This window comes from Rhodococcus globerulus, from assembly GCF_019334125.1.
In the GTDB taxonomy this organism is placed as follows: Bacteria; Actinomycetota; Actinomycetes; order Mycobacteriales; family Mycobacteriaceae; genus Rhodococcus_F; species Rhodococcus_F globerula.
In genome coordinates this window covers 2,303,705-2,318,930 of sequence record NZ_CP079698.1, presented here as the reverse complement: position 1 = coordinate 2,318,930, position 15,226 = coordinate 2,303,705, and the positions used below count along the sequence as shown (strand labels likewise).

The following is a 15,226-nucleotide window of genomic DNA, read 5'->3' as shown; positions in this document are numbered from 1 at the left end:
GTGGGCGGAAATGCTCGAACCCGCCGTAACCCACTCGACGCGCGAACGTACGATTGCGCCGTGAGTGTCGCAACTGCAGTGCTGCTGATCGTGGTTGGCGGCTTGATCGGATACCTCGTCGGAGGTGTGCTGATTCCGAGGCTGAGCTCACGGCACCGCGAACGTGCTGCAGAACAGACCGGGTTGACAATGTCGCAGGTCCTGGACCTGATCGTGCTGGCGTCCGAGAGCGGTATCGCCGTTGTCGACGGCTATCACGACGTGGTGCTGTTCAATCCCCGCGCGGAAGAGTTGGGGCTTGTCAAGAATCGCCGCGTCGACGAGCGGGCGTGGCAGGCAGCCCTGAAGGTGCTCGAGACCGGGCAACCCGTCGAAGTGGATCTGACGGCCACAACCGTCCAACGCGGACGCGACAAGATCGCGGTTCGCGGGGTGGCGCGTCTGCTCAGCAAGGACGAGCGCAATTTCGTGGTCCTGTTCGCGGACGACGATTCCGAGCAGGTTCGCATGGAGGCGACGAGACGCGACTTCGTTGCGAACGTCAGTCACGAACTCAAAACCCCGGTCGGAGCGATGAGTTTGCTGGCAGAAGCACTGCTGGAATCCGCCGACGATCCGGAGTCGGTGCGGCACTTCGGCGAACGAGTGCACAGCGAGTCGATTCGCCTCGGCAAGATGGTGACGGAACTGATCGCGCTTTCACGATTGCAGGGAGCCGAGAAACTTCCCGACCTCGATGTCGTGGACGTGGATACCGTTGTCTCCGAAGCGTTGTCGAGGTCGAGGTTGTCGGCCGAGGCGGCCGAGATCACCGTCACCACCGATCATCCGAGTGGACTCGAAGTTCTCGGCGATCAGACGTTGCTCGTTACCGCACTGTCCAATCTCATCGAGAATGCGATTGCATACTCGCCCAAGGGTTCTCCGGTGTCGGTCAGTCGCTCGATGCGCGGTGGCAACGTCGCCATCGCCGTGACCGATCGCGGCGAGGGAATCGCAAAAGCCGACCAGGAACGCGTATTCGAGCGATTCTTCCGGGTCGACAAAGCACGATCGCGCCAGACCGGAGGCACCGGACTGGGGCTCGCGATCGTCAAGCACGTAGCGGCCAATCACAACGGCTCCATCGACGTATGGAGCAAACCAGGAACCGGGTCCACCTTCACCTTGCAGATACCAGCGCATGTGGAGGAGACCGACGACCTCGACGACGGCGACGCGGGAACACTCGGTTCCGGGCGAAGCGGTAGACGAGACTCAGGCAGTAAAGACACAGGCATGGAGGCCAAACGATGACGAGGGTGCTGATCGTGGAGGACGAGGAGTCGTTGGCGGATCCGCTGGCGTTCCTGCTCCGCAAGGAAGGGTTCGAGACCACCATCGTCAACGACGGCCCGTCGGCCTTGGCGGAATTCGATCGTTCCGGCGCAGACATCGTGCTGCTGGACCTCATGCTGCCCGGTATGAGCGGTACCGACGTGTGCAAGGCGCTGCGCACTCGTTCCGGTGTGCCCGTCATCATGGTGACGGCCCGCGACAGCGAGATCGACAAGGTTGTCGGCCTCGAACTCGGTGCGGACGACTACGTGACCAAGCCGTATTCGGCCCGCGAACTCATTGCCCGTATCCGGGCCGTGCTGCGCCGCGGCGTCGAGAACGAGGCAGACCTGGGTTCGGAAAACGGTGTCCTCGAAGCCGGACCGGTCCGGATGGACGTCGAACGCCACGTCGTCCAGGTGGGTGGGAATCCGATCACGTTGCCGCTCAAGGAGTTCGATCTCCTCGAGTACCTGCTCCGCAATTCCGGACGCGTGCTCACCCGCGGCCAGTTGATCGATCGTGTGTGGGGAGCGGACTACGTCGGCGACACCAAAACCCTTGACGTGCACGTGAAGCGGCTGCGTTCCAAGATCGAAGCGGACCCGGCCAAGCCGGAGCATCTCGTGACCGTACGTGGTCTGGGATACAAGCTCGAAGCCTGAAAGAACGACGAAAAAGTTCAGCCGCCCCACACGTCGTGTGGGGCGGCTGAAGTTGTTTTTACGCCTGAGCTTTGTTCTGAGCGATCGTGGTTGCCGGGTGGACTGCGATAAGGCCGAGCCCGGCCCGGCGCCTGCAGAGGCGAGCCAGCTCGTCGTAAACGGCCTTCCCGAGTAACTCGGTCAACTCCGGGGCGTACGACTGCCACACCTGCTTCTGGCCGACATGAGCGTCGGGCGAGCCCGAGCAGTACCAGGACAGGTCGTCGCCGCCCTCGCCCCAGCCGCGGCGGTCGTACTCGGTGATCGTGGTCTTGAGGATCTGAACCCCGTCCGGGCGGTCCACCCAGTCCTGGGTACGACGGATCGGAAGCTGCCAGCACACGTCCGGCTTCACCTCGAGCGGCTCGATGCCCTTCTTGAGCGCCATCGAGTGAAGCGCGCACCCCTGGCCGCCCGCAAAACCCGGCCGATTCAGGAAAATGCACGCGCCCTTGTAGCGGCGGGTGCGCAGCGCCGGCTCGTCCTCGAGGTCGTCTTCCTCGACGTAGCCCTTCTTGCCGAGACCCTTCTCCATGAACTGCCAGTCCTCGGCTGTGAGCAGTTTCACTGACGCATCGAGCTTGTCCTGATCCTCCTGATCGGAGAGAAACGCGCCGTGCGAGCAACATCCGTCGTCGGGACGATCGCCGAGAATTCCCTGGCATGCCGGAGTACCGAACACGCAGGTCCAGTGCGAGAGCAGCCACGTCATATCGGCGGCAATGAGGTGTTCGGAGTTGTCGGGGTCGACAAATTCGACCCACTCGCGCGGGAAATCGAGGTCGACCTCGGGGCTTGGAGTCATCTTGTGGGACCGGTCTGGGTTACCTGCTGTCACAAGGGCAGACCGTAGACCCAGTAACGTGGCGATGTGCGACTAGGGGTACTCGACGTCGGAAGCAACACCGTTCATCTACTGGTAGTGGACGCCCACCGTGGCGGCCACCCAACACCCATGAGCTCCACCAAGGCGACTTTGCGGCTCGCGGAAAACACCGACGACCGGGGCGACATCACTGTCGTCGGGGCCGATCGGCTGGTCTCCACAGTCGGGGAATTCGCCGGTATCGCCAAAATGTCCGGATGTGAGGAAATGATGGCGTTTGCCACCTCCGCCGTGCGCGACGCCAACAATTCCGAAGCGGTGCTCGCCCGGGTTCGCGCGGAGACGGGCGTAGGGCTCGAGGTGCTCTCCGGTGTCGACGAAGCCCGATTGACTTTCCTTGCGGTCCGCCGTTGGTACGGCTGGAGCGCCGGACGCATCCTGAACCTCGATATCGGTGGAGGTTCACTCGAGCTCACCGCAGGCGGCGACGAGGATCCGGACGTCGCGTTTTCACTCCAACTCGGCGCAGGCCGGCTCACCCGGGACTGGCTCCACGCCGACCCGCCCGGCAAGCGCCGCGTCGCCGTGCTTCGCGACTGGTTGGACGCAGAACTGCTCGGACCAGCCAAGGAACTCCGCAGCGCCGGTGACTGGGACCGGACCGTCGGCACCTCGAAGACCTTCCGCTCCTTGGCCAGGCTCACCGGCGCGGCACCGTCCGCAGCCGGGCCGCGTGCCAAACGGACCCTGACCGCCAGCGGACTCAGGCAACTCATAGCCTTCATATCCAGGATGACGGCGTCAGACCGTGCAGAATTGGAAGGAGTGAGTGCAGATCGGTCACAGCAGATTGTGGCCGGCGCACTCATCGCAGAAGCAACCATGCGAGCGCTCGGAGTGGACGAACTCGAAATTTGTCCGTGGGCATTGCGCGAGGGTCTGATTCTGCGGAAGCTCGACACAGAAATGGGCGGTGAATTGGTGGTGAGTGCTTGATGACCGAGGACAGTCAGCAGATTTCCGTAGCGGAACTGCTCAAGCGGAACGGTCAGACGGTCGAGTCCCGCGGTGGGCGTCGTCGTAGGGGCGTGGCCGGAGGTATCTCCGTAGCTGAGCTCACCGGCGAAATTCCGATCGTTCGGCCTGCCGGTTCACGTTCGGCAGCCGAATCGGACGCACCCTCGGCACCGCCTGAAACCAAGCCTGCCGAGACCGAGATCGTCGAGACCAAGATCGTCGAGACCAAGACCGTCGAGACCAAGCCTGAGTCCACTCAGGCTCCGGTGACCGAGTTCACGCAGTCGGTCGAGAACGACGAGTCGGACGACACCAAGATCGACCTTCACAAGCCGATCTCCAAGAGCGCGCCGGGGCAGTGGGTCAGCCGCGCACCCGTCGAGCCGAAGAAGGCTGCGCCTCTCGCGCCGACCCAGGCTGTGCCGGTTGTGTCGACCCCGGCTGTGCCGGTTGGGTCTCAGCAGGCTGTGCCCGAGACCACGACCAGGAAGCCGGTGCCGGCTGGGCCACCGAAGGTGACGCAGGAGCCTGCTCTGCTGTCCGGTCAGACGTTGGCAGGTGACCTGATGCGGCAAGAACGCGAGGTTTCCCAGAATCCGTCGATGCGCTCGCCGATCCTGCCTCCGCGAGTCGCGCCAAGCCCGGCTGACGCCGATGTCAGTACCGAGATGATGGCCTCGATCAGCGACGAACCCGCCGAGAATGCCGGTTCGACGGAACCGGCCGCCGCTGCGCCGGAGCCCTCGCCTGCTTCCGTGGAGGAGGTTGCACCGGCCGAGCCTGCCACTGCAGAAGACACCGGCGATCGGAACTCGATCCGTGAATGGGCGATCCTGGCCGGACAGGTTGTTGTTGCGCTCATCATCGGCGGCGCGATGTTCAAGGGTTTCGAGAAGCTCTGGGACATGCTGCCGTGGGTGGCGCTGGTACTTGCCCTGATCGTTATCGTCGGTCTGGTGGCGGTTGTTCGAGTTCTGCGGAAAACGGACGACATCACGAGTTTTGTGATTGCGGTCGTTGTCGGCATGATCGTGACCTTGGGTCCGCTGGCGTTCTTGTTGACCTCGGGTTGATCCGACGATGATCGCTGTGGGCTTGTCGACGGCATCGGTTTATCCCGAGAACACCGAAGCCGCGTTCCGCTACGCGGCCGATTTGGGATACGACGGCATCGAATTGATGGTGTGGGCCGAGTCGGTCAGCCAAGACGTCGGTGGCGTTGCGGCGTTGGTGCGCAAATACGGGATTCCGGTGCAGGCCGTTCACGCGCCGTGTCTGCTGATTTCGCAGCGTGTGTGGGGCGCCGATCCGATCGAGAAGCTCGAGCGGTCCGTCCGCACTGCCGAAACGTTGGGCGCCACCACTGTGGTTGTGCACCCGCCGTTTCGGTGGCAACGCAAATATGCCGACGGCTTTGCGGATCAGGTCGTCGACCTGGAATCGCGAAGCAGCGTCGTCGTAGCTGTGGAGAATATGTTCCCCATGCGTGCCGACAGCTTTTTCGGCGGCAAGGACCGCTCGGCCGAGCGACTGCGTAAGCGCGGCGGTCCAGGAGCGGCGTTGTCGGCGTTCAGTCCGTCGTACGATCCCACCGATTCCGATCATTCCCACTACACACTCGACTTGTCGCACACCGCAACTGCCGGCATGGACGCATTCGAACTGGCTGCGAGAATGGGCAAGGGACTCCAGCATCTGCACCTCGCGGACGGGCGAGGCGCGTCGATGGACGAGCACCTGATTCCCGGCCACGGATCACAACCCTGCGCCGAGATATGCCGACACCTGGCCGCAACAGGTTTCACCGGCCAGGCCGTCCTCGAGATCAATACTCAGAATGCTCGCACGCGGCGGGAAAGATCCTCGATGCTGGCGCAGGCACTCGCGTTTGCACGCGAGCACCTGGCCTGAATCTTTGGTGGCTGTCAGCGATGTCCGATATTCAGGGATGCCCGGCAGTGAGCGCTGCGTCGAACTGTGAGCGCACTTCCTCGATGTGAGAATCGAGGTCGTCGAGTTGCCATCCTGTAGTGGAGATGGGGTCGAGAACCGAAACGTAGACCGGGCCCGGATGGGCGACAAGGGAATTACGCCACATGCGTTCACCGGCATTGTGGATCACAACCGGCACGATGGGAACGCCCGCTTGCATGGCCAGGTGGAACGCGCCCTTCTTGAATGCCCCGAGTTTTGGTGTGGCGGAACGTGTTCCCTCGGGCGCGATGACTATCGAGACGCCGTTTTTCAGCTTGTCGACGGCCGGTTGCAATGCCGCCTTGGCCTTGGCGGTGTTGGATCGATCGATGTACGCGACGTCCAACAGGGCGCCGATCGGAATGAAGCGAGGATCGTTTGCCGCTTCCTTCTTCGCCACTCCGGTCACGTCGCGTTTGATGACGGTGCCCAGTACCAGCAGGTCCAGCGAGCTTTGATGATTGAACATGAAGACGGCTGGGCGGTGATCCCATATATTGTGCTCACCGTCGATTTCGACGTCGATGCCCAGTAGCGACAGGGAGATGTCGGGGCCGTAGGTGCCCACGAGGTTGGCTCCCAATTGCCGGTTGCCGGTGACCAAACCGGCCGAGAAGCCCACCACAGCAGTGGCAGCCAATGCGCCCATCGCGGTGGCGGTGCGCACCGTCGAGAGGGGAGTTGCTCCGCGTTGTGGTTTACGCAGCGTGACGGAGGGCCAGCCCTTGCGCCTCGCGACACTCGCCAGGGTGCGATCCGGATTCAAGGCGACGGGGCGGCCGACGGATTCGAGCATCGGAACATCTTCGGCACCATTGGAATACGCAAAGGCATTCCGCAGATCGACGCCGCGCTTCTCGGCGTAGGCCGCGAGTGCGTCGGCCTTCGCGGGACCCCATAGTGCCGGCGCCGACAGGTCGCCGGTGAGCATGCCGTCGATCACTTCGATTTCCGTGCACAGCACGTCTTCGATGTCGAGATCCGCGGCAACCCCTCGGGCCTGGAACGGCGTGGCCGATGTGGCCATCACAACGGTGTGACCGGCCTTTCGATGCGCCGCGAGAATCTCGCGAGCGTCGGGGTAGATCATCGCGGCGATTTCCTGCCTGAACAGCCGCTCGCCCCAGTCGTTCAGTTCTTCCTCGGTGCGGCCGGTAAGCGCGCGGACTGCGATGTCCATGAGCGCGCCGACGTCGGCACCGCGAAACTGGGTGTCGATGGCGGCGCCGGTGGTCCGCAGCAGTTCGCCGAGGCTGATATCGAAGCGCCGCAGTCGATCACGGTAGACAACGCTGGCGGAGTACCCGCTGATGAGGGTGCCGTCCAGGTCGAACGCGGCAATGGTGTCGGGTCCGGCTGGGGCCGCTTTGATCGCGGCGTGCAGACGCTCGAGTCCGGTCACGGTCCTGCTTCCTCGTGAGGGGTGGGATTGGGAGTGGCTGCGGCGCCATAGGATCTGGTTGCCGCGTCGAGGCGGGAGTGGGCGAGTTCGCGGATCCGCCGCAACCGGTCGACCAGAACCCGCAGTTCCTCGGCGAAGGCAATCCGACGCGCGGTGACCCCGTCGTCCACGGCTTCCACGAGATTGCGATTGCGGGCCAAATTGAGTGCGGTGGCAAACAATTCGCCGGATACCGATTCGCTGCTGGCGATCTGCTGGCGCAACCGACGCTCGTGGGCCACGTCGATGCAGTTGCGGGTGAACGACTTTTCGTCGAAGGACTTCGACACCGGCGCGAGGACCAATTGGTCGGCCACCACCTGGTACGCCTCGAGGAACGGTTGCAGTACACGGTGGGCTAGGTAAGGGCGAACGCCCTCGATGATGTGCGCGGTGCGGTTCGGGTCGGCGGTGACCGAGCTCCAACTGGGGTCGATCAGGTCCAGTTCGGTACGCATCTCTTCTTCGAAGGTGTCCCGGTCGCTGAAGAAGAACTCGAACTTCATCAGGTCCCGAATGCGTTTGGCCTCGTTCCAGCCGTCGAGGATCGGGTCGGTGAACTGCTCGTCTACCGCCGCTTGTAGGACCAGTTCTGCGATTGCCCGGGCGACGAGGAAATGAATGGTGTTGTTGCGGTAGAACGCCGCAACAAGACCCTGATCCTTGCCCAGGTAGAAGACCTTTTCGCCGCCCTTGTCGAAATGCATCAGCACGCCCGACTCGACATGCGTCTGCAGTGCCTTGTCGATGACGTGCGGATCGTCGAGTTCCACATCGCCGGCGAGCGGTAGTTTGCGCGCCGTGATGTATTGGAACAGGGGCGTGAGGATGAGGGTGAGTTCAGTGACGGTGAGCGCGCGATCCTCGATTCCGAGGAAGGGGAGCATCGCGAGAGAGGACACCGTAATCGGCGTCACCTCGTTGATGCGGTGGCACACTTCGATCGCCGCCTTCTGAATGGCCAGGCGCTGGTCGGGTTCTTGCCGGAGTGCTTCGGCAAAGGAAAGCGGTCGCCCGATCGTGACGTGTGCGACGCCGTTCCTCTTGCCTTGCGCCCGAACGTATCCGAACATCCAGCGCAGGCCTTCAGGCTTCTTCTCGGCGCCGAGGGCCTCGGCGGCCATGGCACCGACTTCGTAGAGTTGGTCGTAGCTCAGCGCCACCGGCACCAGGTAGACGTCGGAGGCGCCGCTGACGTGAAAAGCCTTGGCCAGATACGTCATCAACCCGAAACGCGGCGGACGAAGTTTGCCGGTGCGTCCACGACCGCCTTCGATGTACCACTCGAGATTGAATCGTTTGGTGAGCAGGTACCGCATGTACTCGTGCATCGACCACTTGTAGACCTCGTCGTCGCCGATGCTACGACGGATGAAGACGGTGCCACTGCGCTTGAGGATGGACCCCATTGGCCAGAAACTGATGTTGAGTCCGCCCATCACGTGATTGAGCGGAAGGCCGTTGTTGATCAGTGCGGGGCGGAGCACCAGCGGATCGAGATACGAGCGGTGGCTGGGAAGGAAGACAAGTGAATGTTCCTTGTTGAGCTCCCGCAGTTCGTCGAATCGGCTGGTGTCGACATCGATCGTGTACGCGCGAGCGAAGTAGCGTCCCAAACGATCCCACACCGCGATTGCCTGGCGGCTCTGGGTGGCAACCATTTCCTCGAGTGCTTCGCGCGCACGCCGGTCCACTTCGGCAACGGCGATGCCGAGACGGTCGGAGAGGGCCATGGTCTCGGTGGTGAAGCGCCGGGTGTCGGTGATTTCGTCGACGACAAATCGCGACACCTTGTACTGCCCGCCGATCAATTCGAGTTCTGCTCGCTCGAGGGCGAGGGCAGCCTGACGGCGGATGAACTCGGGCAAAGATCCGCCGCCGCTTTCGTCGAGGCGGCGTGACAGGTCGCTGAGCGGGGCGGGCCGGCCCTCGATGACCTGGCACCGGTCGGGGTCGGTACGCAGTGTGCGGCGCTGCGCGCTCCGGCCGGGGTGCAACGGATCTCGCGGGGCGAGCGCATTGCGAACGCGCCCTGCTACGTTCTGTTCGGTTCGGTTGCTGGGTAGCCACACCACTCGCAACGGAGCGAGCATCGGGTCGTCGGTTCGGCGGGACAGTTCGCCGAGCGTGCGATCGGTGATCGCGACGGTAGTCGACGGCTGCGCTGTGCCGCGAGCTTTGTCGGCCAACCACTTTCGCAGCACGCCTGCTTCGGCCTCGGTCATCGGCTCGGTCAGGTATACATTCTGTCGGGTCACGTCTGCGGTCATGACTCACGCACCTTCCGCAGCGGTTCCGAGGGCCACGATCTCATCGAGGCTGTCTTGGATGCACTGCATGAGTAATGCAGGTTTGGTGACGGCTGCGGTGTCGATATTGATTCCGATGCAGCAGATTCCGACGTGCGAGACCAGCGTTGCCATCACGGCGCAGCCAGGGGCGGGACCGAACGGGAACATCCGCTCGATCTTCGCGCCGGCAAGATAGACCGGGACGGGAACGCCCGCAACGTTGCTCGCTTGCAGATCGAGTCCGGTGGACTGGGACAGGTACCAGCTCGCGAGGAGCTGATTTGGCAGGCGCGCGAGGACGGGCGCAGCCAGGTCGACGGCGTCGAGTGCCGGCTCTTCGCGAAGGTTCAGAACGATTTCGCGGACCTGCCGGATTCGTTTGGCCGGGTCCGTCTCCGAGATCGGGCCGCTGAAGCGAACGGCGGCAAATCTGTTGCCGCCGGACGGATCCGAACCGGTGCGCATGCTGACCGGCATCCCCATGGGAACACTGTCGACCGATTGGCCGAACGCGTCGTGATAGCGACGGAATCCGCCGAGTAGAGCTGCGACGTACGCGTCGTTGAGTGAGCCGCCGGCCGCTTTTGCGCCCGCTTTGAGTTCGGGCACACCAACTTCCAAGGTTCCGAACCAGCGACCGAGACCGCGTTCACGTAGGAGTGGAGAACCGGAACTGGCGGGCGGAGTGACAATTCGGCGCAGCGAGTTGGCGTAGTCCAGGACCTCGGTGGTTGTGGTGATCGGTTGTGTGATCGCGGTGGCCGCGATGTTGGTGACGCCGCGCAGGAGTCGTGCCACTCGCGACGGCGCCCGACGGATCTCGCCGATAACTTCTTCGCCGAAAGCACCGATCGAGGACAGATGCTCTGCCGGCGGCGGGGTGCGATCGGGCTTGTCCGGCGTGGGATCGGCGCGCCTGCTGTGCAGGAGCGTCATCATCTGGATTCCGCCCATGCCGTCCGTGATGGAGTGGTGGGTTTTGACGACAAAAACCGCGCGGCCGTCGTCCAGTCCCTCGATGAGCAGTGCGCTCCACGGCGGGCGAGCCTTGTCGAACGGTTCGGTGGCGAGGTGGCGGCACATACGCAGTGCGTGATCGAAATCGGCAGGCGCGGGTAGACGGACGCGTCGCAAGTGGTACCCGATGTCGAATTCGGGATCTACCGACCAGACCGGGTTACCCAGGTTCAGGGTGGGTTCGACAGCGCGCATCCGGATGCGGGGTACGACGTGCGACGCCCATTCGACAGCCCCGCGAAGACGATCCCAATCGGGCGCCTGGTCGAGGACTTCTACCGCGACGATCGGCGAGCGCAATTGTGGTTGCGCTTCTTCCATCCGCCACATCCCGGTCTCGAAATCGGACATCGTCCGGTTCGCGCCCCACGCGACCGCAGAGAGGTCGACGTCGACCGCACTAGGAGGAACAAATGGATTGTTGTCGGCCATACTTCAAGAACTCCCTCGGTCTTCGGGTCCACCCCGTCGTTCTGTATCTAAGTGTGGACCCGAGACCGTCGGCGCGTCCCGGTTTCGGTGGCAGTGAACAGATGTGACGTTCGACTGGACCGGTCAAATCAGACAGTGGCGACGGCGCCCACTGCGTTGAGTGCGATTTCTCGATAGAAGACACTGACTTCGTGCGGTGTCTGCGGACCGTCCGGCCGGAACCAGAGCGCCACCGATTGGCACATACCCAGCATGGCGCGCCCGGTGCCGGCGATGTCGGTGACGGTGAACTCGCCCTGTTCGACACCGGCGCTCAGGACGTCGGCCAGAAGGTTCTCGAGATGCTTTCGCTTGGCCGCATAGGCTTTTCGCTCTGTGTCTTCGAGGTAGCGCAGTTCGGAATCGAGGAAAGCGATGTCCGTTCGGCTGGTCATGTGCAATACAACGGCCTCGACAAGGTTTCCGAATTGTCGGGTAGGGGAGGGTCCGGCAGCGTCGACCGCTTCGCGTGCCCGGACGGTGACCGCTTCGATGCCGGTCATCATCAAGGCGACAAGAATGCCCTGCTTGTTTTCGTGGTGGTAGTACAGCGTCGGAACGGTGACGCCGGCGCGTTTGGCGATATCGCGGACGGAGGCGCCGTGGTACCCGAATTCGTGGAAGGTGGCCAGGGCTGCTGTGAGGAGCGGCGTCAGTGTCAGTGGTTCGACGGTGCGCCACCCTTCGTCCTGGGGCAGTGCAGCGTCCTGGGGCGGTGCAGAAGGTTTTCTTGCCATTGTGCCTGTGAGCTCCGCTCGACAATCGTTTCTTAGTGTTCGCTAGAACGTCCGAGGATAGTCCACGCAGGGGTGGGATCACGGGCGCATTTCGGTTGGATAGTATTGGTATCTAGTGAGGGGGCGAGGAGCGCGATGAAGATTTCCGAACTGTCGGCCAGATCCGGCGTGGCACTGCCCACTGTGAAGTACTACCTGCGTGAGGGTCTGCTGATGGCGGGCGAACCCACTAGTGCGACCGGCGCACAGTACGGCGACGATCACATTCGTCGCCTCGGGCTGATCAGAGCGCTCTCCGGGGCGGGCCTCTCCATTCCGCGCATACGTGCGATTCTCGATCTCGTCTCGGCGACGGACCTCTCCGAATTCGAGCGGATCGGACGCGCCATCGCCCAGCTGCCACCCCACGTCGACAACGATCCGGTGCACGAATTTCCGCGGGCGCAGAAGGTGCTGGAGTTTCTCGGGCAGGTGTACGACCCGCGGTACGTCGCCGTCGCTCATCTGGAACAAGCGCTGATCGGTCTCGAAGGAGCAGGTCTGACGTTGAGCGAGGAACGACTGCGGGCTTACGGAGAACACATTCGAGGAATTGCCGAAGTGGAAATCGATCTGATGCCGCTCGGTTCGACGGAAGAGGCAGTTCGGTACGCGGTCCTCGGGACCGCGATGTACGAACCGGTCCTGACAGCACTACGACGCTTGGCGCACCAAGACCTAGGATCCGCAAAGTTCACGTCACCTGCGGAGCACACGACAAACCGGATGAAGGAAAATTGATGAGCACCAGCCCTTTTCGTGATCTGAACCGACTGGAATCGCTCGGTGGCGGCCGTTTCCGCGCAACGATCGACCCGATCTGGACCATCGGACCCAAGGTTCACGGCGGGTCGATGATGGCAGTGTGCGCGGCGGCTGCGAGAGCGGCGTTGCGCGACGGCGCTTCCGACAACGACGGTGTGCGGGCGATGCAACCTATCGCCGTGAGCGCGAATTACCTTGCCGCACCCGATCCGGGTGACGTGGAATTGGCAGTGACAGTGCAGAAGCAGGGGCGCCAGGTGTCGCTGGTGGACGTCGAGTTGAGTCAGGCGGGAAGGGTTGCCGTCCGCGCCGCGGTCACACTCGGCATTCCCGACGGCGACGTGCCTGCCTTCGTGAGCACCTCGTCGATCGACGACATGCCTGCGGAACCGTCGGAGCACGCCGCCGCGGTAGAGGGTGATCATCCGATGGCGCAGATCGTGCATGTCGGTCAAGGTTGCGACATGCGGATCGACACGACGTCCGCGCACTTTCTCACCGGCGCTCAGGGGGAGCCGGAGGTGCGGATGTGGGTGCGCGCTCGGCCCGATGACGAAGCGGATGTCGACACCGCGGTGTTGTTCGCGATCATGGCGGGAGACATCAGCGCTCCGGTCACGATGAACCGTGGACTGTTCGGCTGGGCGCCGACCGTGCAGTTGACGACGTACCTGCGCAGGCTGCCTGCACCGGGCTGGCTGCGGGTTCGGGCGAGTTCGGATGTGTTGGGCAGCACGTGGTTCGAAGAGGATCACGACATTCTCGATTCCACCGGGGCCGTGGTGGTGCAGAGTAGGCAGTTGGCCATGATGCCCCGGTAATTCCCCTCGATGTCGTCGTGGCAGGCTTGACGGCATGACAAGAATTGCGATTATCGGTGGCGGCAAGATCGGCGAGGCGCTGATCTCCGGGTTGCTGCACGCAGGCCATGCGATCAAGGATCTGGTTGTTGCCGAGCAGTATCAGCCGCGCGTGGAGGAACTGATTGCCGAGTACTCCATCCGCGTCACCACGATCGAGGACGCGGCCGACGGTGCTGACGTTATCGTGATCGCCGTCAAGCCGAACGACGTCGAGGCAGCTCTGACAGCGCTGTCGAAGGTGGATCTCGACGGTGATCTCGAGCAGTTGATCGTCTCGCTCGCCGCCGGTATCCCCATCGGGTTCTACGAAACGCGGCTTCCCGCAGGGTTCCCGGTGATTCGGGTCATGCCGAATACGCCGATGCTGGTCGGCGAAGGCGTCAGCGTTCTGGCGCCGGGCCGACACGTCAAGCCGGAGCACCTGGAATTGGTGCGCGGAATTCTGGGCAGCGTCGGCAAGGTCGTCACGGTGCCCGAATCGCAGATCGATGCTGTCACGGCCGTATCCGGTTCTGGTCCGGCATACATGTTCCTGGTGGCCGAAGCGATGATCGATGCCGGTGTCAGTCTCGGTCTCACTCGTGCAGTGGCGTCTGAATTGGTTGTTCAGACGATGGTCGGTTCGGCCGCGATGCTCGATCGCACCGGAGACAGCGCCGGCGATCTTCGGGCTGCCGTGACCTCGCCAGGTGGCACGACAGCCGCAGCGCTTCGCGAACTCGAGGCAGGCGGTCTTCGAACCGCGTTCTACAACGCTCTCGAGGCCGCTAAGACGCGTTCAGTCGCAATGGGTGCCGCTGTCGAATAGTCGCCCATTACGCCACACCCGTCGCTTTAACCCCACAAGTACAGCTAAGCTCGGGGTTAGTACGTACGTGTCTGTTCCGCCGGAGGGGAAGCCGGCGGCGCGAGTCGTACTGGAGGTATGTGGATTTATGGTGTCTGCAAACAAGCCGTCCATGGGTTCGTCCCACGACGGGAAGCCGGCCGTGGCCGGAACACAATTCCTCACGGTTGCCGAGGTGGCAACGTTGATGAGGGTGTCGAAGATGACTGTGTACCGTTTGGTACACAGCGGCGAATTGCCCGCTGTTCGAGTGGGACGTTCGTTCCGTGTACATGCGAAAGCGGTGCACGATTATCTCGAAACCTCGTACTTCGACGCAGGCTGACCAGCCGATTCGGAGAGGACGACCTCGGCGTAAGCCCTGTCGCGGGCACAGCAGAAGCTGTGCCGGAGGCTCGGTTTATGTCGAGTGAGTCCGCACCGGTACGATAATCAACTGTCGTACCAGCAAGCTGGTGTCGTAAGGCGCTGAGCTAGTTAAAACGAGGGCCAGGCGCCAGTTGCTTGGCGCAGGCGTACGTGACCGGCGTGCGCAGGAACGCTATAGAAGAACGTGAGGGACACCCGCTATGGGTTCAGTGATCAAGAAGCGTCGCAAGCGCATGTCCAAGAAGAAGCACCGCAAGTTGCTTCGTCGTACCCGAGTGCAGCGCAGGAAACTCGGTAAATAAGCAGTACTGTGCACTAAGCGTCGATGCCCGCCACTTCTTCGGAAGCGGCGGGCATCGTTGTCTGTTCGGGGCCTGTTCGGGGCCTGTTCGGGGGGTTATGGACACGCCGTCCCACTCCGTGGGAGATATGTCTTGAATGAGTGTGATGCGGGTAAACAGCGCGAGACCCCGACTGGCCGTATGGTGGGGGAAACTTGTCACAAAAGTGATTCGGGAACGATCGTTCGTCCTGGATAGGGGGGTACT

The 15,226-nt window shown here is 62.9% G+C and carries 15 protein-coding genes; 10 read left to right on the top strand and 5 right to left on the bottom strand.

The window, feature by feature from the left end:
* The first annotated feature begins 60 nt into the window (after positions 1–60).
* Both KYT97_RS10505 and KYT97_RS10500 read left to right on the top strand, forming a co-directional pair.
* Positions 61–1,296: a sensor histidine kinase gene (locus tag KYT97_RS10505; RefSeq protein ID WP_092802151.1), complete on the top strand. Its 1,236-nt coding sequence runs from the start codon at positions 61–63 to the stop codon at positions 1,294–1,296.
* A complete protein-coding gene (locus KYT97_RS10500; protein WP_033235505.1) occupies positions 1,293–1,982 on the top strand; it encodes a response regulator transcription factor in 690 nt (229 codons plus the stop codon). The genes KYT97_RS10505 and KYT97_RS10500 overlap by 4 nt, the downstream gene beginning before the upstream one ends.
* 58 nt (positions 1,983–2,040) lie before the next feature.
* On the opposite strand, the gene KYT97_RS10495 is transcribed toward KYT97_RS10500, so the two are convergent.
* Positions 2,041–2,826, bottom strand: coding sequence for a DUF3109 family protein (locus tag KYT97_RS10495; RefSeq protein ID WP_033235504.1), 786 nt, complete (start codon positions 2,824–2,826; stop codon positions 2,041–2,043).
* Positions 2,827–2,892: 66 nt separating this feature from the next.
* Between KYT97_RS10495 and KYT97_RS10490 the strand changes: the two genes are divergently transcribed.
* Genes KYT97_RS10490 through KYT97_RS10480 form a run of 3 tightly spaced genes read left to right on the top strand, consistent with a single transcriptional unit; the run spans position 2,893 to position 5,775 of the window.
* The gene (locus KYT97_RS10490) at positions 2,893–3,843 is read left to right on the top strand and encodes a Ppx/GppA family phosphatase (protein WP_033235503.1); all 951 of its coding nucleotides are present in this window, start codon (positions 2,893–2,895) and stop codon (positions 3,841–3,843) included.
* On the top strand, positions 3,843–4,937 hold the full coding sequence (locus KYT97_RS10485) for a hypothetical protein (protein WP_219112208.1): 1,095 nt from the start codon (positions 3,843–3,845) through the stop codon (positions 4,935–4,937). The genes KYT97_RS10490 and KYT97_RS10485 overlap by 1 nt, the downstream gene beginning before the upstream one ends.
* Positions 4,938–4,944: 7 nt before the next feature.
* On the top strand, positions 4,945–5,775 hold the full coding sequence (locus KYT97_RS10480; RefSeq protein WP_033235501.1) for a sugar phosphate isomerase/epimerase family protein: 831 nt from the start codon (positions 4,945–4,947) through the stop codon (positions 5,773–5,775).
* A 31-nt stretch (positions 5,776–5,806) separates the two neighbouring features.
* Here KYT97_RS10480 and KYT97_RS10475 read toward each other — a convergent pair whose 3' ends face one another.
* The 4 genes from KYT97_RS10475 to KYT97_RS10460 all read right to left on the bottom strand — a co-directional run bounded on the left by KYT97_RS10475 (position 5,807) and on the right by KYT97_RS10460 (position 11,795).
* Positions 5,807–7,240, bottom strand: coding sequence for an HAD-IB family hydrolase (locus KYT97_RS10475; RefSeq protein ID WP_033235500.1), 1,434 nt, complete (start codon positions 7,238–7,240; stop codon positions 5,807–5,809).
* The gene (locus KYT97_RS10470) at positions 7,237–9,549 is read right to left on the bottom strand and encodes a glycerol-3-phosphate 1-O-acyltransferase (protein WP_219112207.1); all 2,313 of its coding nucleotides are present in this window, start codon (positions 9,547–9,549) and stop codon (positions 7,237–7,239) included. The genes KYT97_RS10475 and KYT97_RS10470 overlap by 4 nt, the downstream gene beginning before the upstream one ends.
* A 3-nt stretch (positions 9,550–9,552) precedes the next feature.
* The gene (locus KYT97_RS10465) at positions 9,553–11,019 is read right to left on the bottom strand and encodes a wax ester/triacylglycerol synthase domain-containing protein (RefSeq protein ID WP_033235498.1); all 1,467 of its coding nucleotides are present in this window, start codon (positions 11,017–11,019) and stop codon (positions 9,553–9,555) included.
* A 128-nt stretch (positions 11,020–11,147) separates the two neighbouring features.
* Positions 11,148–11,795, bottom strand: coding sequence for a TetR/AcrR family transcriptional regulator (locus tag KYT97_RS10460; RefSeq protein ID WP_045063862.1), 648 nt, complete (start codon positions 11,793–11,795; stop codon positions 11,148–11,150).
* 135 nt (positions 11,796–11,930) lie between these two features.
* Here KYT97_RS10460 and KYT97_RS10455 point away from each other — a divergent pair, with 135 nt between their 5' ends.
* The 5 genes from KYT97_RS10455 to KYT97_RS10435 all read left to right on the top strand — a co-directional run bounded on the left by KYT97_RS10455 (position 11,931) and on the right by KYT97_RS10435 (position 14,980).
* Positions 11,931–12,575 (top strand): MerR family transcriptional regulator, encoded by a 645-nt coding sequence (locus KYT97_RS10455; RefSeq protein WP_033235497.1) that lies wholly within the window; start codon positions 11,931–11,933, stop codon positions 12,573–12,575.
* Entirely contained in the window at positions 12,575–13,420 is an 846-nt protein-coding gene (locus KYT97_RS10450; RefSeq protein WP_045063858.1) for a thioesterase family protein, read from the top strand. Before KYT97_RS10455 ends, KYT97_RS10450 begins: the two co-directional genes overlap by 1 nt.
* Before the next feature lie 34 nt (positions 13,421–13,454).
* Positions 13,455–14,270 carry a pyrroline-5-carboxylate reductase gene (gene proC / locus KYT97_RS10445; protein ID WP_033235495.1) on the top strand — a complete coding sequence of 272 codons (816 nt, stop codon included), beginning with the start codon at positions 13,455–13,457 and terminating at the stop codon, positions 14,268–14,270.
* A gap of 127 nt (positions 14,271–14,397) precedes the next feature.
* Positions 14,398–14,634, top strand: coding sequence for a helix-turn-helix domain-containing protein (locus KYT97_RS10440; RefSeq protein ID WP_003941845.1), 237 nt, complete (start codon positions 14,398–14,400; stop codon positions 14,632–14,634).
* 244 nt (positions 14,635–14,878) lie between these two features.
* On the top strand, positions 14,879–14,980 hold the full coding sequence (locus KYT97_RS10435; RefSeq protein WP_003402602.1) for a 30S ribosomal protein bS22: 102 nt from the start codon (positions 14,879–14,881) through the stop codon (positions 14,978–14,980).
* The last annotated feature ends 246 nt before the right edge of the window (positions 14,981–15,226 follow it).

What these genes read in the sequence shown, in the direction of transcription:
- proC (WP_033235495.1), top strand. Translation starts at nt 13,455, where the DNA reads ATGACAAGAATTGCGATTATCGGTGGCGGCAAGATCGGCGAGGCGCTG.
- KYT97_RS10465 (WP_033235498.1), bottom strand. Translation starts at nt 11,019, where the DNA reads ATGGCCGACAACAATCCATTTGTTCCTCCTAGTGCGGTCGACGTCGAC.
- KYT97_RS10440 (WP_003941845.1), top strand. Translation starts at nt 14,398, where the DNA reads ATGGTGTCTGCAAACAAGCCGTCCATGGGTTCGTCCCACGACGGGAAG.
- KYT97_RS10460 (WP_045063862.1), bottom strand. Translation starts at nt 11,795, where the DNA reads ATGGCAAGAAAACCTTCTGCACCGCCCCAGGACGCTGCACTGCCCCAG.
- KYT97_RS10500 (WP_033235505.1), top strand. Translation starts at nt 1,293, where the DNA reads ATGACGAGGGTGCTGATCGTGGAGGACGAGGAGTCGTTGGCGGATCCG.
- KYT97_RS10485 (WP_219112208.1), top strand. Translation starts at nt 3,843, where the DNA reads ATGACCGAGGACAGTCAGCAGATTTCCGTAGCGGAACTGCTCAAGCGG.
- KYT97_RS10480 (WP_033235501.1), top strand. Translation starts at nt 4,945, where the DNA reads ATGATCGCTGTGGGCTTGTCGACGGCATCGGTTTATCCCGAGAACACC.
- KYT97_RS10470 (WP_219112207.1), bottom strand. Translation starts at nt 9,549, where the DNA reads ATGACCGCAGACGTGACCCGACAGAATGTATACCTGACCGAGCCGATG.
- KYT97_RS10435 (WP_003402602.1), top strand. Translation starts at nt 14,879, where the DNA reads ATGGGTTCAGTGATCAAGAAGCGTCGCAAGCGCATGTCCAAGAAGAAG.
- KYT97_RS10455 (WP_033235497.1), top strand. Translation starts at nt 11,931, where the DNA reads ATGAAGATTTCCGAACTGTCGGCCAGATCCGGCGTGGCACTGCCCACT.
- KYT97_RS10495 (WP_033235504.1), bottom strand. Translation starts at nt 2,826, where the DNA reads ATGACTCCAAGCCCCGAGGTCGACCTCGATTTCCCGCGCGAGTGGGTC.
- KYT97_RS10450 (WP_045063858.1), top strand. Translation starts at nt 12,575, where the DNA reads ATGAGCACCAGCCCTTTTCGTGATCTGAACCGACTGGAATCGCTCGGT.